Annotated in this window: 19 protein-coding genes; 9 read left to right on the top strand and 10 right to left on the bottom strand. The window is 61.9% G+C overall.

Going from position 1 to position 17,948, the window contains the following annotated elements; genetic code table 11:
* Positions 1-8 precede the first annotated feature (8 nt).
* Together ABIE49_RS28355 and ABIE49_RS28350 are read right to left on the bottom strand one after the other, a co-directional pair.
* A complete protein-coding gene (locus ABIE49_RS28355; RefSeq protein ID WP_192739948.1) occupies positions 9-518 on the bottom strand; it encodes a hypothetical protein in 510 nt (169 codons plus the stop codon).
* An 87-nt stretch (positions 519-605) separates the two neighbouring features.
* Complete coding sequence (locus ABIE49_RS28350) at positions 606-3,785, bottom strand: AAA family ATPase (protein ID WP_354067018.1); 3,180 nt, start codon at positions 3,783-3,785, stop codon at positions 606-608.
* Positions 3,786-4,602: 817 nt separating this feature from the next.
* Between ABIE49_RS28350 and ABIE49_RS28345 the strand changes: the two genes are divergently transcribed.
* The 8 genes from ABIE49_RS28345 to ABIE49_RS28310 all read left to right on the top strand — a co-directional run bounded on the left by ABIE49_RS28345 (position 4,603) and on the right by ABIE49_RS28310 (position 11,262).
* Positions 4,603-5,859, top strand: a complete 1,257-nt coding sequence (locus tag ABIE49_RS28345; protein WP_192739946.1) for an amino acid ABC transporter substrate-binding protein — start codon at positions 4,603-4,605, stop codon at positions 5,857-5,859.
* Positions 5,860-5,992: 133 nt separating this feature from the next.
* Positions 5,993-6,664 (top strand): branched-chain amino acid ABC transporter permease, encoded by a 672-nt coding sequence (locus ABIE49_RS28340; RefSeq protein WP_354067017.1) that lies wholly within the window; start codon positions 5,993-5,995, stop codon positions 6,662-6,664.
* Positions 6,552-6,875: an ABC transporter permease subunit gene (locus ABIE49_RS28335; RefSeq protein WP_354067016.1), complete on the top strand. Its 324-nt coding sequence runs from the start codon at positions 6,552-6,554 to the stop codon at positions 6,873-6,875. The genes ABIE49_RS28340 and ABIE49_RS28335 overlap by 113 nt, the downstream gene beginning before the upstream one ends.
* Positions 6,872-7,831: a branched-chain amino acid ABC transporter permease gene (locus tag ABIE49_RS28330; RefSeq protein WP_192739944.1), complete on the top strand. Its 960-nt coding sequence runs from the start codon at positions 6,872-6,874 to the stop codon at positions 7,829-7,831. The genes ABIE49_RS28335 and ABIE49_RS28330 overlap by 4 nt, the downstream gene beginning before the upstream one ends.
* Complete coding sequence (locus tag ABIE49_RS28325; RefSeq protein ID WP_192739943.1) at positions 7,828-8,574, top strand: ABC transporter ATP-binding protein; 747 nt, start codon at positions 7,828-7,830, stop codon at positions 8,572-8,574. Before ABIE49_RS28330 ends, ABIE49_RS28325 begins: the two co-directional genes overlap by 4 nt.
* Positions 8,564-9,301: an ABC transporter ATP-binding protein gene (locus ABIE49_RS28320; RefSeq protein ID WP_192739942.1), complete on the top strand. Its 738-nt coding sequence runs from the start codon at positions 8,564-8,566 to the stop codon at positions 9,299-9,301. Before ABIE49_RS28325 ends, ABIE49_RS28320 begins: the two co-directional genes overlap by 11 nt.
* 62 nt (positions 9,302-9,363) lie before the next feature.
* Positions 9,364-10,701, top strand: a complete 1,338-nt coding sequence (locus ABIE49_RS28315) for a cytochrome P450 (protein WP_192739941.1) — start codon at positions 9,364-9,366, stop codon at positions 10,699-10,701.
* A gap of 144 nt (positions 10,702-10,845) precedes the next feature.
* On the top strand, positions 10,846-11,262 hold the full coding sequence (locus ABIE49_RS28310) for a hypothetical protein (RefSeq protein WP_192739940.1): 417 nt from the start codon (positions 10,846-10,848) through the stop codon (positions 11,260-11,262).
* Positions 11,263-11,335: 73 nt separating this feature from the next.
* On the opposite strand, the gene ABIE49_RS28305 is transcribed toward ABIE49_RS28310, so the two are convergent.
* Positions 11,336-13,024 carry a flavin-containing monooxygenase gene (locus ABIE49_RS28305; RefSeq protein ID WP_192739939.1) on the bottom strand — a complete coding sequence of 563 codons (1,689 nt, stop codon included), beginning with the start codon at positions 13,022-13,024 and terminating at the stop codon, positions 11,336-11,338.
* Positions 13,025-13,190: 166 nt separating this feature from the next.
* Here ABIE49_RS28305 and ABIE49_RS28300 point away from each other — a divergent pair, with 166 nt between their 5' ends.
* The gene (locus ABIE49_RS28300) at positions 13,191-14,780 is read left to right on the top strand and encodes a gamma-glutamyltransferase family protein (protein ID WP_192739938.1); all 1,590 of its coding nucleotides are present in this window, start codon (positions 13,191-13,193) and stop codon (positions 14,778-14,780) included.
* A 124-nt stretch (positions 14,781-14,904) separates the two neighbouring features.
* Here ABIE49_RS28300 and ABIE49_RS28295 read toward each other — a convergent pair whose 3' ends face one another.
* The 7 genes from ABIE49_RS28295 to ABIE49_RS28265 all read right to left on the bottom strand — a co-directional run bounded on the left by ABIE49_RS28295 (position 14,905) and on the right by ABIE49_RS28265 (position 17,789).
* Complete coding sequence (locus tag ABIE49_RS28295; RefSeq protein ID WP_192739937.1) at positions 14,905-15,678, bottom strand: sensor histidine kinase; 774 nt, start codon at positions 15,676-15,678, stop codon at positions 14,905-14,907.
* 109 nt (positions 15,679-15,787) lie between these two features.
* Positions 15,788-16,174: a response regulator gene (locus ABIE49_RS28290; protein WP_192739936.1), complete on the bottom strand. Its 387-nt coding sequence runs from the start codon at positions 16,172-16,174 to the stop codon at positions 15,788-15,790.
* A gap of 7 nt (positions 16,175-16,181) precedes the next feature.
* On the bottom strand, positions 16,182-16,463 hold the full coding sequence (locus ABIE49_RS28285; RefSeq protein WP_354067015.1) for a hypothetical protein: 282 nt from the start codon (positions 16,461-16,463) through the stop codon (positions 16,182-16,184).
* A 158-nt stretch (positions 16,464-16,621) separates the two neighbouring features.
* On the bottom strand, positions 16,622-16,900 hold the full coding sequence (locus ABIE49_RS28280) for a DUF1488 family protein (RefSeq protein ID WP_192740012.1): 279 nt from the start codon (positions 16,898-16,900) through the stop codon (positions 16,622-16,624).
* A gap of 48 nt (positions 16,901-16,948) precedes the next feature.
* Complete coding sequence (locus ABIE49_RS28275; RefSeq protein ID WP_192739935.1) at positions 16,949-17,137, bottom strand: hypothetical protein; 189 nt, start codon at positions 17,135-17,137, stop codon at positions 16,949-16,951.
* Between the two features lie 89 nt (positions 17,138-17,226).
* Positions 17,227-17,526: a hypothetical protein gene (locus tag ABIE49_RS28270; protein WP_192739934.1), complete on the bottom strand. Its 300-nt coding sequence runs from the start codon at positions 17,524-17,526 to the stop codon at positions 17,227-17,229.
* On the bottom strand, positions 17,523-17,789 hold the full coding sequence (locus ABIE49_RS28265) for a hypothetical protein (protein WP_192739933.1): 267 nt from the start codon (positions 17,787-17,789) through the stop codon (positions 17,523-17,525). The genes ABIE49_RS28270 and ABIE49_RS28265 overlap by 4 nt, the downstream gene beginning before the upstream one ends.
* Positions 17,790-17,948 lie beyond the last annotated feature (159 nt).

The raw sequence follows: 17,948 nt of genomic DNA, 5'->3' as shown, positions 1-17,948 counted from the left end.
TCGGCCCGCTAGCCCCCCTTCGACGTTGGTGGTTCGTAAGGGCAGACCATCGTAAAGTTGAGGGTGGGCTCACCCCCCATGGTCGTCCATTCTATCTTGAGGTCGTGGGCGGCTGGATCTTTTTCGCCGGCCTCTTTCACCTTGACCGCGATGACGATTTGGATCGGCGGTACCGAGTTAAAACACTTTCGAATCGCGGCGTCGGCCAGATCGCACTTTGTAGCAGGCACCGCGGCATCGTCCGGCGAGAGCTGCAGCTTATTGGGTTGCGTCGCGAGACTGTCTCGGGCCGCCAGCATCGATTCCTGCCAAAGTTCGTAGGTCTTTCCGGGCCATTTATCCCGCGGCGTCAGGACCGGCTGATATTCACCCCACTTCATGGTCGCCAGGCTAATGCTTGCATGACCTTGCAGCGTCTTGACGCTCTGCTTCATCGCACTGGTCGTGTAGTTTTTGTTCATGGCGTCAATGAATTTCGGATCCTGATAGAATCCGGCAAAAAAGCTCTTCTCAGCCATTGTCACCTCCACTTTGCTTCACTGCCTCGAGAGGCCGTTTCACACCAGACGTAAATTGACGATGCCTTCAAAGTTGATGAGCAGCTTTTAGTGTCGAACGGACTCGCCGTTCACCTTGACCAGTAACGCCTCCGCCTTCGCGACAACAGGCTTATGCTCAAGCCGCTCGGCAATGGCGATACAGTTCCGCAAGCATTGGCTTATTTGTTCCGGATCAGCCTCCGGCCGCGTCGCGAACATCCTCCCTTCCGATAACCATGTTTCCGCTTCAAGACCTTCGTACCCTTGCTGGCGAGCTCCAGCGCGAACGGATCTGACGTTTTCCAGCGCCTCCGCAGACGCGTTCTGTGCAAGCGCCAAATAGCTGGGCGCGCGCAACATGACTGATGAATGACCGACCGCGTGTGCCTGGTCCCGCGCTTCTGTTAAAGCGATCTTGGCCTCGTCGATCAGGCCGAGCTCCAGATTTGCCATTCCGCAAAGGCAAGCAAGAATTGGGATGTATAGTTTTGTTTCGTGTTCCTTGGCCAGCTTTAACGCCTTCTCAAGCTCGACTTTTGCGCCGGCGAAATCACCGCGGTTAAGCAGGATCGAGCCCGAGCAATAGCCAACCGACACGCGATCGATGGGTCGGCCGGTGCGATCGGCAATCGCGCGCGCATGACCTTGAACGACCTCTGCCTGGTCCCAGTCACCCCGCATACTCAGCACGACAGCCCACATCATGTAGCAAAGGATAGCCAAACCTTGCGGGGTGTTGCCGAGCGGAGCCTTGGGATCCGGACCCGTCAGTTGCTGGCATGCTCGCGCGAACATTTTCTCCGCTTCACGGCACCGGCCCGCGACATAATATGCCTGACCCAGGCCAAACTCCGCGTAGCTCAGCCATCCACGATCGCCGAGTTGCTCGGCCCTCCCGACAGCCTCCTCCCCGGCCTCGATCGCTTCGACGGGCGCGCCATAAAAATTGAGCGCTGCCGCGCGCACCGCCATGGTCGCAACCTTGCGCGCATGGTCCCCGATCGCCGCCGCGCGCGCATCGGCCTCCTTCGCCAGGCTCAGCCACTTGTCGACAACGCCAAAGGAAGAAAACGCCACGCGCGACTCAATCCGCAGATCGATCGCAAGCGTCTCGCGCTCGGCCGATAGCGGCGCCTTGTCGAGCGCATCGATCGCAATCCCGAAATAATGCGCGCCCTCGGCCAGCGCCGAGCGATCAATACATTTCCTGGCAATGTTGCGGGCGAACAGCGCGCTCTTGCGCCAGTCCTTTGCGCCTGTTGCGTGGTAGAGAAGAACGTCGGACTGGTCGTCCAAACGACCCGACGCTCCGGCCTCGATACTGGCGAGGATTCGCCGATGCAGTTTTTCACGCGCCGCTTCCAGCATGGATTCGTACGCTTCCTGGCGGATCAGTTCGTGCGGAAACTCGTAGACGTGGCTTGGCAACAGGCTGACTTCGATCAGGAGTTCGGCGCGGTCGAGCGCGGCCAGTTGAGACTGCAGCTGCTCGTCAGACAGACCAGTTACCTCCTGCAAAATGCGGGCGGTTGCCTGTGTTCCGACCGTAGCCGCTGTTCGAAGGAGAATCTTTTCATCCCAGCTCAAACGATCAATGCGCGCGGCGATCATGCCTTGGATGGTCGCGGGTATACCCAGTTTATCCGGAGATATGTCAACGCCGGCGCTATCGTGGTGCCCGCCGAGAACGACCTGATCGGAAAGACCGCGACACACCTCTTCGATGAAAAGCGGTACGTTGCCGGTATGTCGGAGGATCCGGTCCTTCAAATCCGTCACCGACGGGGAGTGCCCAAGGATATCGTCCAGCATTTCTCGACCGGCGTCGTCGTCCAGCGGACGCAACCACAGACTGACCGAGCTTCGTCGGCTACGCAGCTCCGGCGTTCCGGTGGGCCTGCTGGTGGTCACGATCAACAACGGATGACGGGCGGTCAGTGATTCCAGGGATTCAATTGGCGCCGCACTCGCACTGTCGATCCAGTGCAAATCCTCGATCAGAAGCATGACCCGCGATTCCTGGGTTATCCGCTCAATGACGGCACGGCTTGCCTCTGCAATTGCCCGACCACGTTGCCTGGGCTCAAGCTTGCTCCAGTCGGGATCCGAAACCGGGAGGTCCAGCACGGCATCGATCGCCGCATGCCAGATCGGCGGCAAACCAGCGAGCGGATCCTCGCCCGGGATCGGCTTGCCGGCCCGCAAATGTGGCGAGAGGGCCGATTGCAGAACGTTCTTCAACACGGCAAAGGGCGAGGCTTGCAAGGGCGGGCTGCATTCGGCCTCGATCACGCGCCATCCGGCCGCCCGCAACTCCTCCACAAACTCGTACACCAGACGCGATTTTCCGATGCCCGGATCGCCAAGCACGGAAACCATTTTCCCGTCTTTAGCGATTGCGTCGGCCACCGCTCTAAGAGACTTCATCTCAGGGTTTCTTCCGACGAACCGCCCGATGCTTCGAGCCTTGCGAACCTGCCAGGTTGAAAGCTGGTGAACCCCGACCACCCTGTACATCGGAATTGGGTTTGCGAAGCCCTTCAGATGCCTTGGCTCCATCGTCTCGAAGTCGATGAATCCTTCGGATAGCAGCCGGCACGCTTCCGAGGCCATAATCTGTCCCGGTGGGGCGACCGCCTGCAGTCGTTCCGCCAGATGCTGTGCTGATCCGCCGAATTCGTAGACGTGGGAGACGTCACTCGAAACGACATAGGCCAGGACGTAGGCGGAGTGCAGCCCCACGCGCACCTGGATGCTCGGGTCGCCAAGTTCTGCGACACGCCGGATCAGTTCGATCGCTGCGTGGCAGGCAAGGCGACTATGGTTATCGTCAGCGCTCGGGGCGCCAAACGCGGCGACCAATCCGTCCCCGAGCTCCTTGCTGATCGTACCGCGAAATTGTCGAACCGCGGCTCGCATCGCCGACAGAGCGGGTTCGAGACGGGAGACGGCATGTTCGGGATCGAGGTCCGCAACAATAGTCGTCGAACCGACGATATCCGCACGCAGGATCGTTACGAATTTGAGTTCGGCCTTGGGTTCGGTAGAGGCTTGGGCATCTTCGGCAACAGCACCGCCGCCGTTGATGGTTACGCGTAGCGAGTCTCCGCAATAAGCGCAGAAACTGCTTTCCGGCCGATTGGATTTACCGCAGCTGTCGCATCGCTTTTGCAGCGCCCGAGCCCCGCAGGCCGCGCAGTACTTGTCCCGCTCATCCATTGCCGATCGGCACGCATCACAAAACATAATCGCGTCCTGACGGGATCAGTCGATTATTCGAGTAATTTCTTGTGCTTAGCCTTTTGCTGCCATTTGGAATGGTGACCCATTCCTCCCGCCTCTGCAAGGTTGTTAACCACCGGATTAGGACGGCCTTTGTCTGCCCCGCGCCTGGATGCGCCGATGGTCATTTTGCGGGGGCAAGCCTTAACCATGTCGGCTCATCGGAGCAGATCGGATGCCGGCAGCCCCGAACTCTCGGGGTACCCGGCGTTAACCAGTCATACCGCCCGACGGAAAAAGGCTGACCTTCGGTGGATGGACTCGACATTCATCGCGAATGAGAGGGTCACCGCCTTGCTCCACCCGAACAGCAGTTGCGCGGCGATGTAGTCTTAGACGTTGAGGCTCGACTTTGTTGGCTGCCATCCAACGCTGATAACGGTTTTCGCACCCAAGGTAGATGCAAGCGATCAGTGAGGAGAAAGCCTACTCCCCCCTTGAGGTCCGCATCGCAGACTACCGCGCTCCACTTGCGCGTCTCGTCATCGATGGATTTGCCGAACTCCACGGCCGTGCCGCTGCCCGTCGGCGATCCCCGGCCGCCGTCCCGCGGCGGAAATGGGCGATCTGCCATGTCTGCTCCGGCGGCCGGCCAGCACGGCCAACGGTCGCGGTGGCGTCACTTCGGATGATCCCCCGAACGTAGGGTCTCAAAGGTTGCATCCGCGTTCCATTGTGGCTTGTGGCCGGGCGGGCTTTAGTTCTAACCTTGCAGCAAGGGCGCCATAGAGCGCGGACAGGCAACAAGAACCAAACAAAAACAGGATCTTTGGGAGGATCAATGGAACGCAGGACGCTTCTCGGCGGAACGATCACCGCCGCCGTGCTTGGCCTAACTTTTGGGCTCACCTCAGCCGCGACAGCCCAACAACCCCCCATCAAGATCGGTATGTCGATGGCGCAAACCGGCGGCCTCGCCGGCGGCGGCAAGGCCTCGCAGCTCGGCATCGAGGTCTGGCGAGACGACGTCAACGCCAGAGGCGGCCTGCTCGGCCGCAAGGTCGAACTCATCGTTTATGACGACAAGTCGAGCGCTTCGGAAACGCCGGCGATCTATTCCAAGCTCCTGGACGTCGACAAGGTCGATATCCTGTTCGCCCCCTACGCGACCGTGCCGACAGCGCCCTTGATGCCATTGGTCAAGCAGCGCGGCATGTTGCTGATGGGCAACTTCTCGTTCCAGGTGAACAGCAAGGTTGGCCACGACATGTGGTTCAACAATGCACCGTGGGGACCGGCCGACAGCTGGGCGGCGTCCTTCCTCGATCTTGGCCAGAGGGCCGGCGGCAAGACCATTGCACTGCTCGCGGCGGACCAGGAATTCGCCCAAAATCTGGCCAAGACCGCGAGGGAGGTCGCGACCAAGCTCGGCATGAAGATCGTGTTCGATCAGGCCTACCCGCCGAGCACCGTGGAATTCTCCGGCATTCTTCGCGCGCTGAAAGCTGCCAAGCCCGACATCGTCTATGTCGCGTCCTATCCGCCGGATTCGGCCGGTATCCTGCGTGGCGTGAACGAGATCGGGATCGGCGACAACGTCAAGCTTTTCGGCGGCGGCATGGTCGGCCTGCAATTCGGCGCGGTCATGGAAAACCTGGGCTCGCTGCTTAACGGCGTCGTCAACTACAATACATGGCTGCCGGAACCGAGCATGTACCACGAAGGCACCAAGGCGTTCTTCGAGACCTATACGAAGCGCGCCGTGGAAGCCAAGGTCGATCCGCTGGGCTATTATCTGGCGCCCTACGGCTACGCCAGCGGTCAAATGATCGAGCAGGCCATCAAGGCCGTGGGTTCGCTCGACCAGAAGGCGCTGGCGAAGTATCTGCGAGAGAACACCCACAAGACCATCGTCGGGCCGATTACGTTCGCGGCGGACGGCGAGTGGAAGGAAAGCGGCGTCGTGCAAGCCCAGTTCCGCGGGATCGCTGACAAGAACATGGAACAGTTCCGCAGCTCGGGCAAACAGGTGGTCCTTTTCCCGGACAAAATGAAGTCGGGCACTCTCGTCACTCCCTTTGAGGCCGCCCGGAAGTAAGCTTCCCGGCTTTTCACCGGATCATGGTGCGCTGACAGGGGATCAGCGCACCTGCCTCTAAAAAAAGCGGAATGGGATGGACGGCGTGCGCGAACCGGGCGGCGGCCCAAGGACGGGCCAAGGGGGATGCTAGGTGTTTTCATTTGAACTGCTGCTCGATGCGGTGGTGATCGGCGTATTGCTCGGCTGTTTCTATGCGGCGGTCAGTCTTGGGCTGTCGATTTCGTTCGGCCTGCTCGACGTACCCCACGTCGCGCACCCGGCCTTTCTGGTGCTCGCGGCCTACGCGGTGTTCTTCCTCAACGAACATTACGGAATCGATCCGCTGGTGGCAGGCCTCCTGATCACGCCGCTGTTTTTTCTGTTCGGCCTGCTCGCTTACCGCCTGTACTACGAAACCTTCGAGAAGCGCGGCAGCGATGCCGGCGTGCGCGGCATCGCGTTTTTCTTCGGCATTGCCTTCATCATCGAAGTGCTGATCATCCTGCAGTTCGGCGTCGACCAGCGCTCGGTCACCGCGACCTATGTCGGCAAAGCCTGGCGGATCGGCGACATGAGAATTCCGTTCCGCCTGATTGTGGCGTTCATGGTTGCCGTCGCGCTGACGATCCTGCTGACCCTGTACCTGTCGCGAACCTTTATGGGACGCGCGATCCGCGCGGTCGCGCAGGACCAGGAGGCGCTGCGGCTGCATGGGCGCCGACCCGATCCGGATCAAGCAATGGGCGTTCGGTATAGCGACCGCGGTGCTCGGAATCACCGGCGCCCTGCTCATCATCGTGGCACCAGTCGAGCCAACGCTTGACCGGACCTATATCGGGCGGACCTTCTGCGTCGTCGTCATGGCCGGACTCGGCAGCATGAGCGGCACGCTGGTCGCCGCCATCATCCTCGGCATCGCCGAGACCATTGTCCTGACCCTGTTCGGCGCATCCTGGGCGCCGGCCATTTCCTTCGCGATGCTGCTCGGCGTCCTCGCCGTGCGGCCGCAAGGCCTGTTTGGCAGGCGATCATGAAGCGCAACGGCATCTTTTTCTGGGTCGGCGCGGCGGTCTTTCTGATCGCGATTGCGCTGATGACAAAGCTCATCACCAACGAATACCCGTTTTTCGCCGGCTACGTGATCCTGCAGTTCATCGTGCTCGCGGTGGCCTGGAGCATTCTCGGTGGCCATGCCGGCTATGTGAATTTCGGCACCAGCGCGTTTTTCGGCATGGGCGTCTACACAGCGGTATTCCTGTTCAAGGTCACCGGTGCGCCGCTCCTCGTGCAGATCGCCGCCGCCGCTGCCGTCGGCGCGCTGATGGGCTTTGCGCTTGGCTTGTTGACCCTGCGCATGCAGGGCATCTTCTTCTCGATCGCCACGATCGCGCTGACCATCGTGATCGAGACCTCGATCACCAATTGGCGCTATGTCGGCGGCGCGGCCGGCATTCAATTACAGCGCCCCCCGGTGACGTGGCCGTTCTCGGGCTATGTCCAGATGCTGTTCTTTGTCCAGGCGGTGCTGGTGGTGCTGGCGGTTGTGGTTTCGCGCTACATCCAGAATTCGTGGATCGGCCGCGGCCTGCAGGCGCTGCGGGACGACGAACTCGCCGCGGAATGCACGGGTGTGCCGACCCTGCGGCTGAAAGTGCTGGCCTGCGTCGTCTCCGGCGCGCTGATGTGCGCGGCCGGCGCACCCGCCGCGATGTATCTGCAATATGCCGACCCCTCCTCCGCGTTCAACCTCAACTATTCGGTCTCGACGCTGGCGATGTCGCTGATCGGCGGCACCGCGCATTGGGCCGGCCCGATCGTCGGCGCCATCCTGCTGGGCACCACGCAGCAATTGCTGACCGTGACCATCTCCTCGGAAGTGAACGTGCTGGTGCTCGGCGTCATGCTGGTGCTGTTCGTGGTGGCCGCACCGGAGGGCTTGATCGGCCTGCTGCGCCGGGTTCGCGACAAGCGCAGGGAGGGCAAGCAATGACGCCCCCCGACACCAGCGCACCCCTGCTGCAGATATCGGGGCTTACAAAGCGCTTCGGCGGCTTCACCGCGCTCGACAATGTCAGCGTCGACATCCGCCCCGGCGAGCGGTTCGGCCTGATCGGCCCGAACGGCTCGGGCAAGACGACGCTGATCAACTGCATCTCCGGCGCGTTCCGCACCGAGGCCCGCACTGTGGTGTTCCGCGGCGAGGACATCACGCAACTGCCGGCGCATGTCCGTACCCGCCGCGGCATCGCCCGCAGCTTCCAGATCCCGCGGCCGTTCAAAAGCATGACGGTGGTCGAGAACCTGATGGTGGCGCTTGATTTCGCGGTGGCCACGGATCCGCTCGTCTCGGCTGCGCACCGGCACGAGACCGCGATGTCGATCCTTGCCGGCATGGGTCTCGCGTCCAAGGCCGATGCATCCGCCACCACGCTCAGCCAGGTCGAACTGCGCAAGATGGAGCTCGCCCGCGCGATGGCGACGCGGCCGAAGCTGCTGATATCAGACGAGGCGATGGCCGGGCTTTCCTCTTCGGAAGTCGACGAGGTGCTTGATCTCCTGATGAGCCTTGCGGACCAGGACATCACCGTCATCATGATCGAGCACATCATGCAGGCGGTGATGCGTTTTTCGCAGCGCGTGATGTGCCTCGACGCCGGCAAGATCATCGCGATCGGCGCGCCGAGCGAAGTCATGGCCAACCAGCGGGTGCAGGAGGCCTATCTTGGCACTTAGCCTCGCGATCTCTGGCCTCGATGCCGGTTACGGCGCCGTCAAGGCGCTGCGCGGCGTCTCGCTCAATGTCGAGGCCGGCGAAACCGTCGCCCTGCTCGGCACCAACGGCAACGGCAAGAGCACGCTGATGAAGTGCGTCGCCGGGCTGGTACGGCCGCTGCGCGGAACCATGCAGCTGACGATCGACGGCACCGCGCATGACCTCACCAAATTGTCGCCGGAAGCCATCGTCGATCTCGGCGTCGCGATGGTGCCGGAGGGACGGCGGCTGTTTCCCAAGCTGACGGTGCTGGAAAACCTGATGCTCGGCGCCTTCCGCAAGGCGGCCCGGCGCGACATCGACAGGAATCTGGCGCAGGCCTTCGAAACCTTTCCGGTGCTGAAGGACCTGCAGAAGCAGCTCGCCGGCACCATGTCCGGCGGCCAGCAGCAGATGCTCGCGATCGCGCGCGCGCTGATGTCCTCGCCGCGCCTGCTATTGGTCGACGAGCCGTCGGTCGGGCTGTCACCCCTATTGGTGTCGCAAACCATCACCAAGATCGGCGATCTCAATCAGCGCCTCGGCCTCACCGTGCTGATGGCGGAGCAGAACTTCAACCAGGCGATCCGCATCGCCAATCGCGGCTACATCATCGTCCACGGCGAGATCGTCGTCGCGGCCGGTTCGGTCGACGAACTGAAGGGTAACGACATCGTCAAGCGGCTCTATCTCGGCGGCATAGCCTAATGGCGCAAGACGGCGCGCACGCGTCCTTGTAGAGTCGGCGACCTGACCGGAGAATTCAGCCGATGCGTCTCCTGAGTGAAGACTTCCCCTTGGGCCTGCCCGCCGGGCCCGTATTCCCCAGAGCCTATCCCGAAGTCGAGCCGGACGCGTTGTCCAATGTCGAACTATTCCTGCAGGGTCAGCCGTTCGACATCTACGCGCAGCTTCGCGCCGAAGCCCCGGTGGCGTGGCAGCGCGAGGGCAGTAACGGCCCCGGCTTCTGGGCACTGACCCAATATAACGACGTGTTGCGCGTCGATGGCGATCCCAAAACCTTCTCGTCGCAGAAGGGCGGCATCCTGATGGCCTATGGTCCGCCCGAAACGCGGCATCCGCTGCTGTTCCGCGCCTCCGTCGACGCCATGATCAACATGGATGCGCCCTGGCACCTGCAGCTCCGCAAGGAGCACATGCCCTATTTCACGCCGGGCTATCTTGCGGGCATCCGGGAGAAAGTGGCTGCCGAGACCACGAGGCTGATCGACGGCATCGCCGGCCTTGGCGAATGCGACCTGGTCGAGACGCTGTCGTCGCGGCTGCCGCTGTTCACGCTGTGTGAAATCCTCGGCGTCCCCGAATCCGACCGACCGAAATTTCTCGACTGGATGCATTATCTCGAAGTGGCCGGCCATGTTTCGGCGCAGCAGCGCAAGAACCCGCAGCCGACGCCCGAGTTCATGGCATTCGTCAAGGCGTTCAACGAGAACGTCGCCGAGATGTTCGCCTATGGCCAGCACATGCTGCAGAAGCGCCGGGCCGATCCAAAGCCCGATCTGATGAGCGCGATCGCGCGCGCCACCATCGACGGCGAATTGCTGCGCGACGAGTACCTCGACGGCTCCTGGCTGCTGATCGTGTTCGCCGGCAACGACACCACGCGCAATTCGATTTCCGGCTCGATGAAGCTGCTCACCGAATTCCCGGACCAGAAGCGCGCGCTGATGAATGATCTGTCGCTGCTGCCGAACGCGGTGGACGAGCTGATCCGCATGATCAGCCCTGTGATTTACATGCGCCGCACCGCCACGGAAGATACCGAGATCGGGGCGCAGAAGATTGCGGCCGGCGAGAAGGTCATCATGTATTACGGCGCCGCCAATCGCGATCCGTCGATCTTTCCGGAGCCTGACAGGCTCGACATACGCCGCGCCAACGCCGCGAAAAACATCGCCTTCGGCTTCGGCCCACACGTCTGCATCGGCAAGCGGGTGGCGCAGCTGCAGCTCGAGGAAGTCTATCGCCAGTTGCTGACGCGGCTGCCTGATATCGAATACGCCGGCGGCATCGAAATGGCGCCGAACAACTTTGTTCATGCCATCCGCAAACTGCCGGTGCGATTTACTCCGCAGCGCGCGATCTAAGCCCCTAGCCGTATCGAGAGCGCATTCGCGACGAGCGGATATCCTCGAAACATTTTGTTACCCAAAGCAGGAACTTTTCGCAGCGGCGAACTGGACGTGTGCTAGGCATTGATAGCGACACGCGGATTTGGACTCGGTAGTTCTATGCGCAAATTCCTCAGAAGAGCGCTGATAGTCTGCTTGGCGATAGCGGCTGTTCCGGCCGCCCTGTTCGTATCGCTATGGCTTTGGTTCTCGTACAAGGCCGCCGAAGTTGATGGTTTTTACCGAGAGAATCGACTTCTTGGCGAAATGCGCGCTGTCGAAAAGGAAAGCACGAACGACTCTTCGCCAGCACGCGAAGCACTATTGAAAACGGTCCCGCTGGGAACGACCAGAGAGGCAACGCTTGCCGTGCTCCGCAAGGAAAAACTCGGCTGTCAGGACACCGCCGGTCCGACCACATGCGGGACGATGTCTCCCAATGTTCTTGGACACAAGCAGTGGATGATAAACCTGGAATTCGATGGCGATGGACGCCTCAGCGAAGCACGTATCGCCATTTGGAATATTTTTCTCTAGCGATTAGATTTCGTCACCGTCAGCCCTCGCTGCATGCGCGCTCACGGCTCGACCTGCAGCCACGGTTATATGTTCACTCCGCAGCGCTCGATCTAACGCTTGGCCGGATCGAGGGCCTCGCACCCGAAGTAAACACGATGTCTTCATAGCCCTTGGCGATGGCGTCGTTGATGGCGGCGACGTATTTCGGCGTGCCGCCGTTGTAGACGAAATAGCGGTACTTGCCGTGTTCGTGGCCGGGCACGTTGGAGTTGTAGCCGGTGAACCACGACTTGGCCTCTCGCATCAGCATGATGGCGTACATTTTTTTCACATGCGCGCTCCAGCGCTCCTGCGCTGCCAAAGTTGGATCGGCGCTGGTGTAGCCGCGATCCCAGATGTGCTCGAGCAAGCCCATGCACCAGTTGACGCCGGTCTCGATGCCGCGCGGGAAATTGGTCGAAGCCGAGCCGCTTTGCGGGCCGGTCGGCATCAACAGGTTCGGAAAACCGTGGACGAGCATGCCGAGGAAGGTCGACGGACCGTCCTTCCATTTGTCGTATAGCTTCTCGCCATCGATGCCGGTGATGTCGATCTGGTCGTACGCGCCGGTGATGGCGTCGAAGCCGGTCGAATAGATGATGATGTCGAAATCGTAATCGCGCGCCGACGTGCGCAGGCCGGTTTCGGTCACGCGTTCGAGCGGCGTCTCGCTGATATCGACGAGATGTACGTTGTCGCGGTTATACGCCTCGAAATAATTCGTCTCCAGCGGCACGCGCTGCACGCCAAAACCATGGTCCTTCGGGATCAGCTTCTCGGCAGTAACCGGATCCTTCACGCGCCGGCGGATGCGGTCGGCGATGTAGGCGGAGAACTCGGCGTTCGCCACTTCGTCGGTAAAGATCTCGCGAAAATTACTGAGCCAGATGCCAAACCCGGGTTCGTCGTAGAGCTTGTCCCAGAGTGCCAGCCGCTCCTCGCGTGTCACCTCGTAGAAGCCGCGCCGGTCGGGCTCGTGCTCGAAGCCGCCGGGGCTGCGGGCGCAGGCCGCGAAGATGTCGTCATAGCGCGCGCGGATGTCGGCCATCTCCTCGTCCGAGATCGGTCCGTTGTTGAGGGGAGCTGCCCAGTTCGGCCGCCGCTGGAACACGGTGAGTTCGCCGACCTTGTCGGCAATCTCGCCGATGATCTGGATCGCGGTGGCGCCGGTGCCGATGATCGCGACCTTCTTGCCCGCCATCTCGACCGGCTCGTGCGGCCAGTAGAAGGTGTGGAACGAGCGGCCCTTGAAGGATTCCACGCCCTCCAGCCGCGGCAAGGTGGGCGTCGAGAGCAGGCCGATCGCCAGAATGACGAACCGGCAGGTCAGCTCGCGTCCATCGTCGATCCTGAGCCGCCAGATGTGCTGCGCCTCGTCGAACTGCGCCGCCTCCACCTTGGCGTTGAACTGCATGTACTTGCGCAAATCGAACTTGTCGGCGACGTGGTTGAGGTAACGCAGATTTTCGGGCTGGCCCGAGAAGCGTTCCTTCCAGTGCCACTCGTCGAGCAATTCCCGCGAGAAGGAATAACCATAGGTGTAGCTCTCCGAGTCGAAGCGTGCGCCCGGATAGCGGTTCCGGTACCAGGTCCCGCCAAGATCAGGGGAGCCGTCCAGCACCGTGGCATCCACCCCGAGATCGGCGAGACGCTTGATCTGATAGATGCCGGCCACACCCGCGCCAATCACGATCACTTCGTAATGCGACTTGTCGCGGGGAGCTTTGGTCCCTTCGGTCATATTCCACCCGGTCTTTGTTGTTCTTGGCAACGGCGGCGCTTGTGCCCACCATACCAATAATCCGCGCATTGCACTTGCGTCAGGATGCCAGGGTTGCGCCTGATGGCTTTACCTGGCGCGGGCTGTTCCGTACCCTAGCGGTTCCTGTGGCAATGAGAGCAGCCCCATGCGCGACCAGTTCACCAACACCCAGCAGATCCGTAAGCCCGCGGTCACCGCGAAGGGCGGCATCGTCGCCGCGCAATCCGGCAAGGCGGCCAAGGTCGGCGCCGAGGTGCTGGCGGCGGGCGGCGATTGCGTCGACGCCGTGATCGCGACCACGTTTGCGCTGGGCGTGCTGGAGCCCTGGATGAGCGGGCTCGGCGGCGGCGGCGCGATGGTGCTCTACCGCGCCCGCGAAGACCGTTATGAAGTGATCGACTACGGCATGCGGGCGCCGCTCAGCCTTCGCCTGGAGGATTATCCGCTGAGCGGCGGTGCGGCGTCCGATCTGTTTCCGTGGGCGCGGGTCAAGGACGACCGCAACATCCATGGCCCCGGTTCAATCGCGGTGCCCGGCGTGGTCGCCGGCATGGAGGAAGCGCATCGCCGCCACGCCAAAATGCCGTGGCAGGAACTGCTCGCGCCCAGCGTCGCGCTCGCCGGTGAAGGCCTTGCGGTGGACTGGTGGACCACGCTGATGATTGCGAGTGCGGCGCTTGATCTCAGGCGCTATCCGGCCAGCGCCGCCGCCTATCTCGTTGATGGATTGCCGCCGAATGCACCATGGGGGATCAAGACCAAGGTTCGCCTGCCGCAGGACAAGCTCAAGGCCACGATGGCGCATCTCGCAGCCCAAGGCCCGCGCGATTTCTACGAAGGCGATCTGGCGCGCAGCCTCGCCGCCGATGTGCGGAGCGCCGGCGGCGCGCTGTCGGTCGAAGATCTCATCCCGTTCAAGGCTTTTCTGCGCGAACCGCTGGCGATCCCCTATCGCGGCGGTAAGGTGTTTGCGACGCCGGAACTGACCGCCGGGCCGACACTGGCGCGTACGCTGGACCTGCTGCAGCAAAACCTGCAGCCCGCGAAAAGCGGACCTGACGCCGCGACCTACACGGCCTATGCCGAAGCGCTGCAAACGGCCTACCGCGAACGCCTGAAGGACATGGGTGACGCCGACGGCCGCCGCACGCTCGGCGCCGAAACGCTGGCGCCGGCCTGCACCACGCATTTCTCGGCCGTCGACCGCGACGGCAACATGGCCGCGGTGACGCAGACCCTGCTGTCATCGTTCGGCTCCAAATTCGTCTGCCCGCAAACCGGCATCACCATGAACAACGGCATCATGTGGTTCGACCCGACGCCGGGCACGCCGAATTCGCTGGCGCCCGGCAAGCGCTGCCTCACCAATTATACGCCGGTGGTGGCGCAGGCGTCTGACGGCCGCCGCACCGCCATCGGCGCCTCCGGTGGACGGCGCATCCTGCCCGCGGTGACGCAGCTTCTGTCGTTCGTGATGGATTACGGCATGGATCTGGACGCGGCGATCCATCAGCCGCGCATCGACGCCAGCGAAGGCGCCATCGTGATCGGCGACGTGCGCTTGCCGAAATCAACGCGGGAGAGCCTGCGTGCGCAGTTCGATTACGAGGAGGCGCGGATCCAGACCACGCCGATGAAGTTCGCCTGCCCGAGCGTCGTGCTGCGCGACGGCGCCACCAACAGCGGCGCCACCGAGGTGTTCCAGCCATGGAGCGAGGCGGTCGCGGAGGCGTAACGCGACAATCGAAAGAAACGCTGTCGTGCGAAAAGTCTGGATCGTCCGCGCGGCTCTTTCCCGCCCGCCGCTCACCCGCCATCGGCAACATGAGCAGCTCGATCCGATGAGCTGATTCAGCCGCTCAGGACTCAAGCGAGAGCAAGGGAATATCGAGGAAGTAGACGAACCCGCTCGGCTCGTACGTCAATCTGACATTGCCTTTGAGTTGCCGGCCGAGTGTCTCGATCAGGCGCGTGCCAAAACTCTGGCGCGTCGGGGCTGCGACCGCTGGGCCATCCTGTTCTTTCCAGGTGAAATGCAGCCGCGATGCCGGCGCATCCACCGCCCAGCTGATCGCCACATGACCGGCGGGCACCGACAATGCGCCAAATTTCGTGGTGTTGGTGCAGAGCTCGTTGAGCGTCATCGCGATCGCAATAACCGCGCCTGATGCGATCTGCACATCGGATCCGGCAATCGAAAACCGGGGCTTGTCCGGATTGTCGAACGGCTCGGTCGCCCCCTGGACGATCTTCCGCAGCTCAGCACCGGTCCAGCGCGCCTGCAACAGCAGATCATGGGCCCGACCGAGCGCCAGCAAACGGCCTTCGATCGCTTGCTGCGCATGCTGCGTGCTCGGCGCGTTGCGAAGGCTTTGCGACGCGATGGCGCCAACGGTTGCCAGCGTGTTCTTGATGCGGTGATGAAGCTCTTCGAGGATCAGTTTTTGCAGCTTGTCGGCGGCTTCGCGCTCCTTGGCGTCGATGCCGGCCTGCTCAAGCAGCGTCTCAGCGCTGAGCTTGGCCTGTGTCAGCAACAGCCGGAGGCTGACGTTTTCTGCCGCCAGTTCCTCCTGCGGTGACGTCGGATCGGACGCCTCAAGGGAGTCATACGGATCAGGGGCTGTTCTGAACATCGACAACGAATACCACCATCTGTCCGGTTCCGGACATTTCTTTATGCCAATGATTCAGCCGTCTGACCGTTACGGTGCAGAGCCATCGGATGTCCATCTCCTGCCGATTTCAGGCCGGGCCGAGCATTTCGCGCATTTCCGCGATGATTTCGTCGGATTGCAGCGGTTTCCCGAAAAATCGGCTGTCCAGCGGAATGTCGCTGTCGGACAATTTCAGCTGTCCGGACGCCAGGATGATCTTGATGGGCGGCCAATTCTTGTGGACCGCGTGCGCCAGTTGCAGCCCGTTCATGCTGCCGGGCATCTGAACGTCGGTAAGCATCAGCGCGATATCGGATCGGGAACGGAGGATGGTCATGGCTTCGTCCGCGTCCACGGCCTCGACCGGGACGTAGCCAGCGTCTTCCACCATATCGACCACGCGCATGCGCAGCATCATCTCGTCTTCAACGACGAGCACGACATGCGGAAGGAGGGAATGATCCAGGGGCATCATATGCGGCTCAACGGCGCGCCGTGACCAGGCGCACCTCACGAATGGCCGCACCCGATTCTGTGCCGCGCAGGCAGGACGAGGAGATGTTCGGCCAGTTCTCGCTTGCGCAATTTCCAGCAACCGCATGGACGGCCAGCCGGTCTGCCTTGGCAAAAGCAATGGCCTCGTCTGCTTTGACGACGGGCGCGAAGCCGGGCAGCGCAATTACCGACGCTCCTAGCAGCGCGAATATCGCGAACGCCGAGATAGATTTGATCATTTTAAGCTGCTGACTGTAGCGGATCGCCAATCCCGCTGCGCTTGGGGATCGGTTGGCAACGGCGCTGCGGATGCAGAGTTCCGCAACGACGACTTATATTTGTCATCTCCGCCTGCCAATTAAGGCAAGCGCCGATCCCGGCTCGCAAGCGGCATTGTCAAATATGGTCCGCGCCGCGACCTCGGCCATCAGCCGCGGAAGTCGATGCTGCGCAGGATGATGCCGGGAGGCGTGCCCTCGAACTCCCGCGCCTGGAACTTGCGCGAGGCGCATTGTTCAATCCGGTCGCGCAGCCGGACGAACTGTTCTTCACGCCGTTCCGGCGCCGTCCGCGACACACGCTCGAGGTCGTCCATCGCCGACGCACTGACGGCGCAGGGGACTTCCCTGCCGTCGTCCATCATGGAAAACTTCAGCACCATGCGATCGTATTCGTAGCCGCCGATGCTGCCACGCGCGAGCGTCATCGGGCGGCCCTCACCAATCGAAACCATCGTTCCATCGATTTCTCCCACTCAACCCACCATCATCTTCTTCTTGGCCGGCGGCGGATTGATCTCGGCAATCCTGCGCAGGCAGTCGGCTTCGGAATCATGCGGGCCCGAAACGAAGGTGCCGCTGACCTTGGTCGAGTACCAGCCGGACACGACACCGAGGCGCAGCGATTCTTCTGTCTTGACGTGACGGGGCGAGAGATTCTTCATCAGATAAGAACTTTCAGTTTGGCCGTTCGATCTTGCATCGAACACGCTGGATAAAGTCTTGGTTGGTCGAAGCCGCTTGTTCGTCTTGTTCAGGCATCATCGCCGGCGAGCCGGGTGAGATCCGCAAGCACCGCGCTCACGAGGTCGCGGTGATGCGTGTCCGATGGCGCGAGGCTGGCCGAATAGAGGTTGAGCACGTAACGCGCCTTGGCCACCGCCTCGGACCACGAGGCGGCCGGTACGGCCAGGAGCTGGATCTCGACCACGCCCTGCTTGTCGCGCAGCAGCTTGGCGTTGGCCTCGACGTCGGCGAGCACGCGGCGGATATCGGTTGCCTTCTGCGCCGCCATGCCGCGATGCTTGTCGAGCTCGATCGGGATCTCAGTCACTTGGGCGCGCTCGCGTCGATCCGCTGCGCATCGGACAGATCGACCGAGCTGATCGAGATCATTTCCATCGAAGATCGGTGCGGCGCCGCTGCAGGGACCATGATCATGGTGGCGACGCGCCGGAAGCATGGGAACGACAGCCCTTCGATCATCTCCTCATCGGTGACGACTTCGTAAGCGCCGGGCGCGAGTTGGCGATCAATTCCCTTGATGCGGAACGGGTGCCTGAAATGAATCGTTTCCCGTCGCGAGCGCATCGTCATGGCAACAGACCTCGTCTGTGCACGGAACCATCGGATTGTTCGGACATCGGCGCAGCGTGCGCGCTTTTGCGGCAATTAGCTATCGTTTTCTCTGTCGAGAGGCGCATTTGGTCGAATAAAGCAGCAAAAGCCTTGTATTCGGTGGTTTCGTAGCCATTT

Source organism: Bradyrhizobium sp. OAE829 (assembly GCF_040546575.1).
Taxonomy (GTDB): Bacteria; Pseudomonadota; Alphaproteobacteria; order Rhizobiales; family Xanthobacteraceae; genus Bradyrhizobium.
The sequence above is the reverse complement of the archived record's forward strand: the minus strand, read 5'-3'. Positions and strand labels throughout refer to the sequence as shown.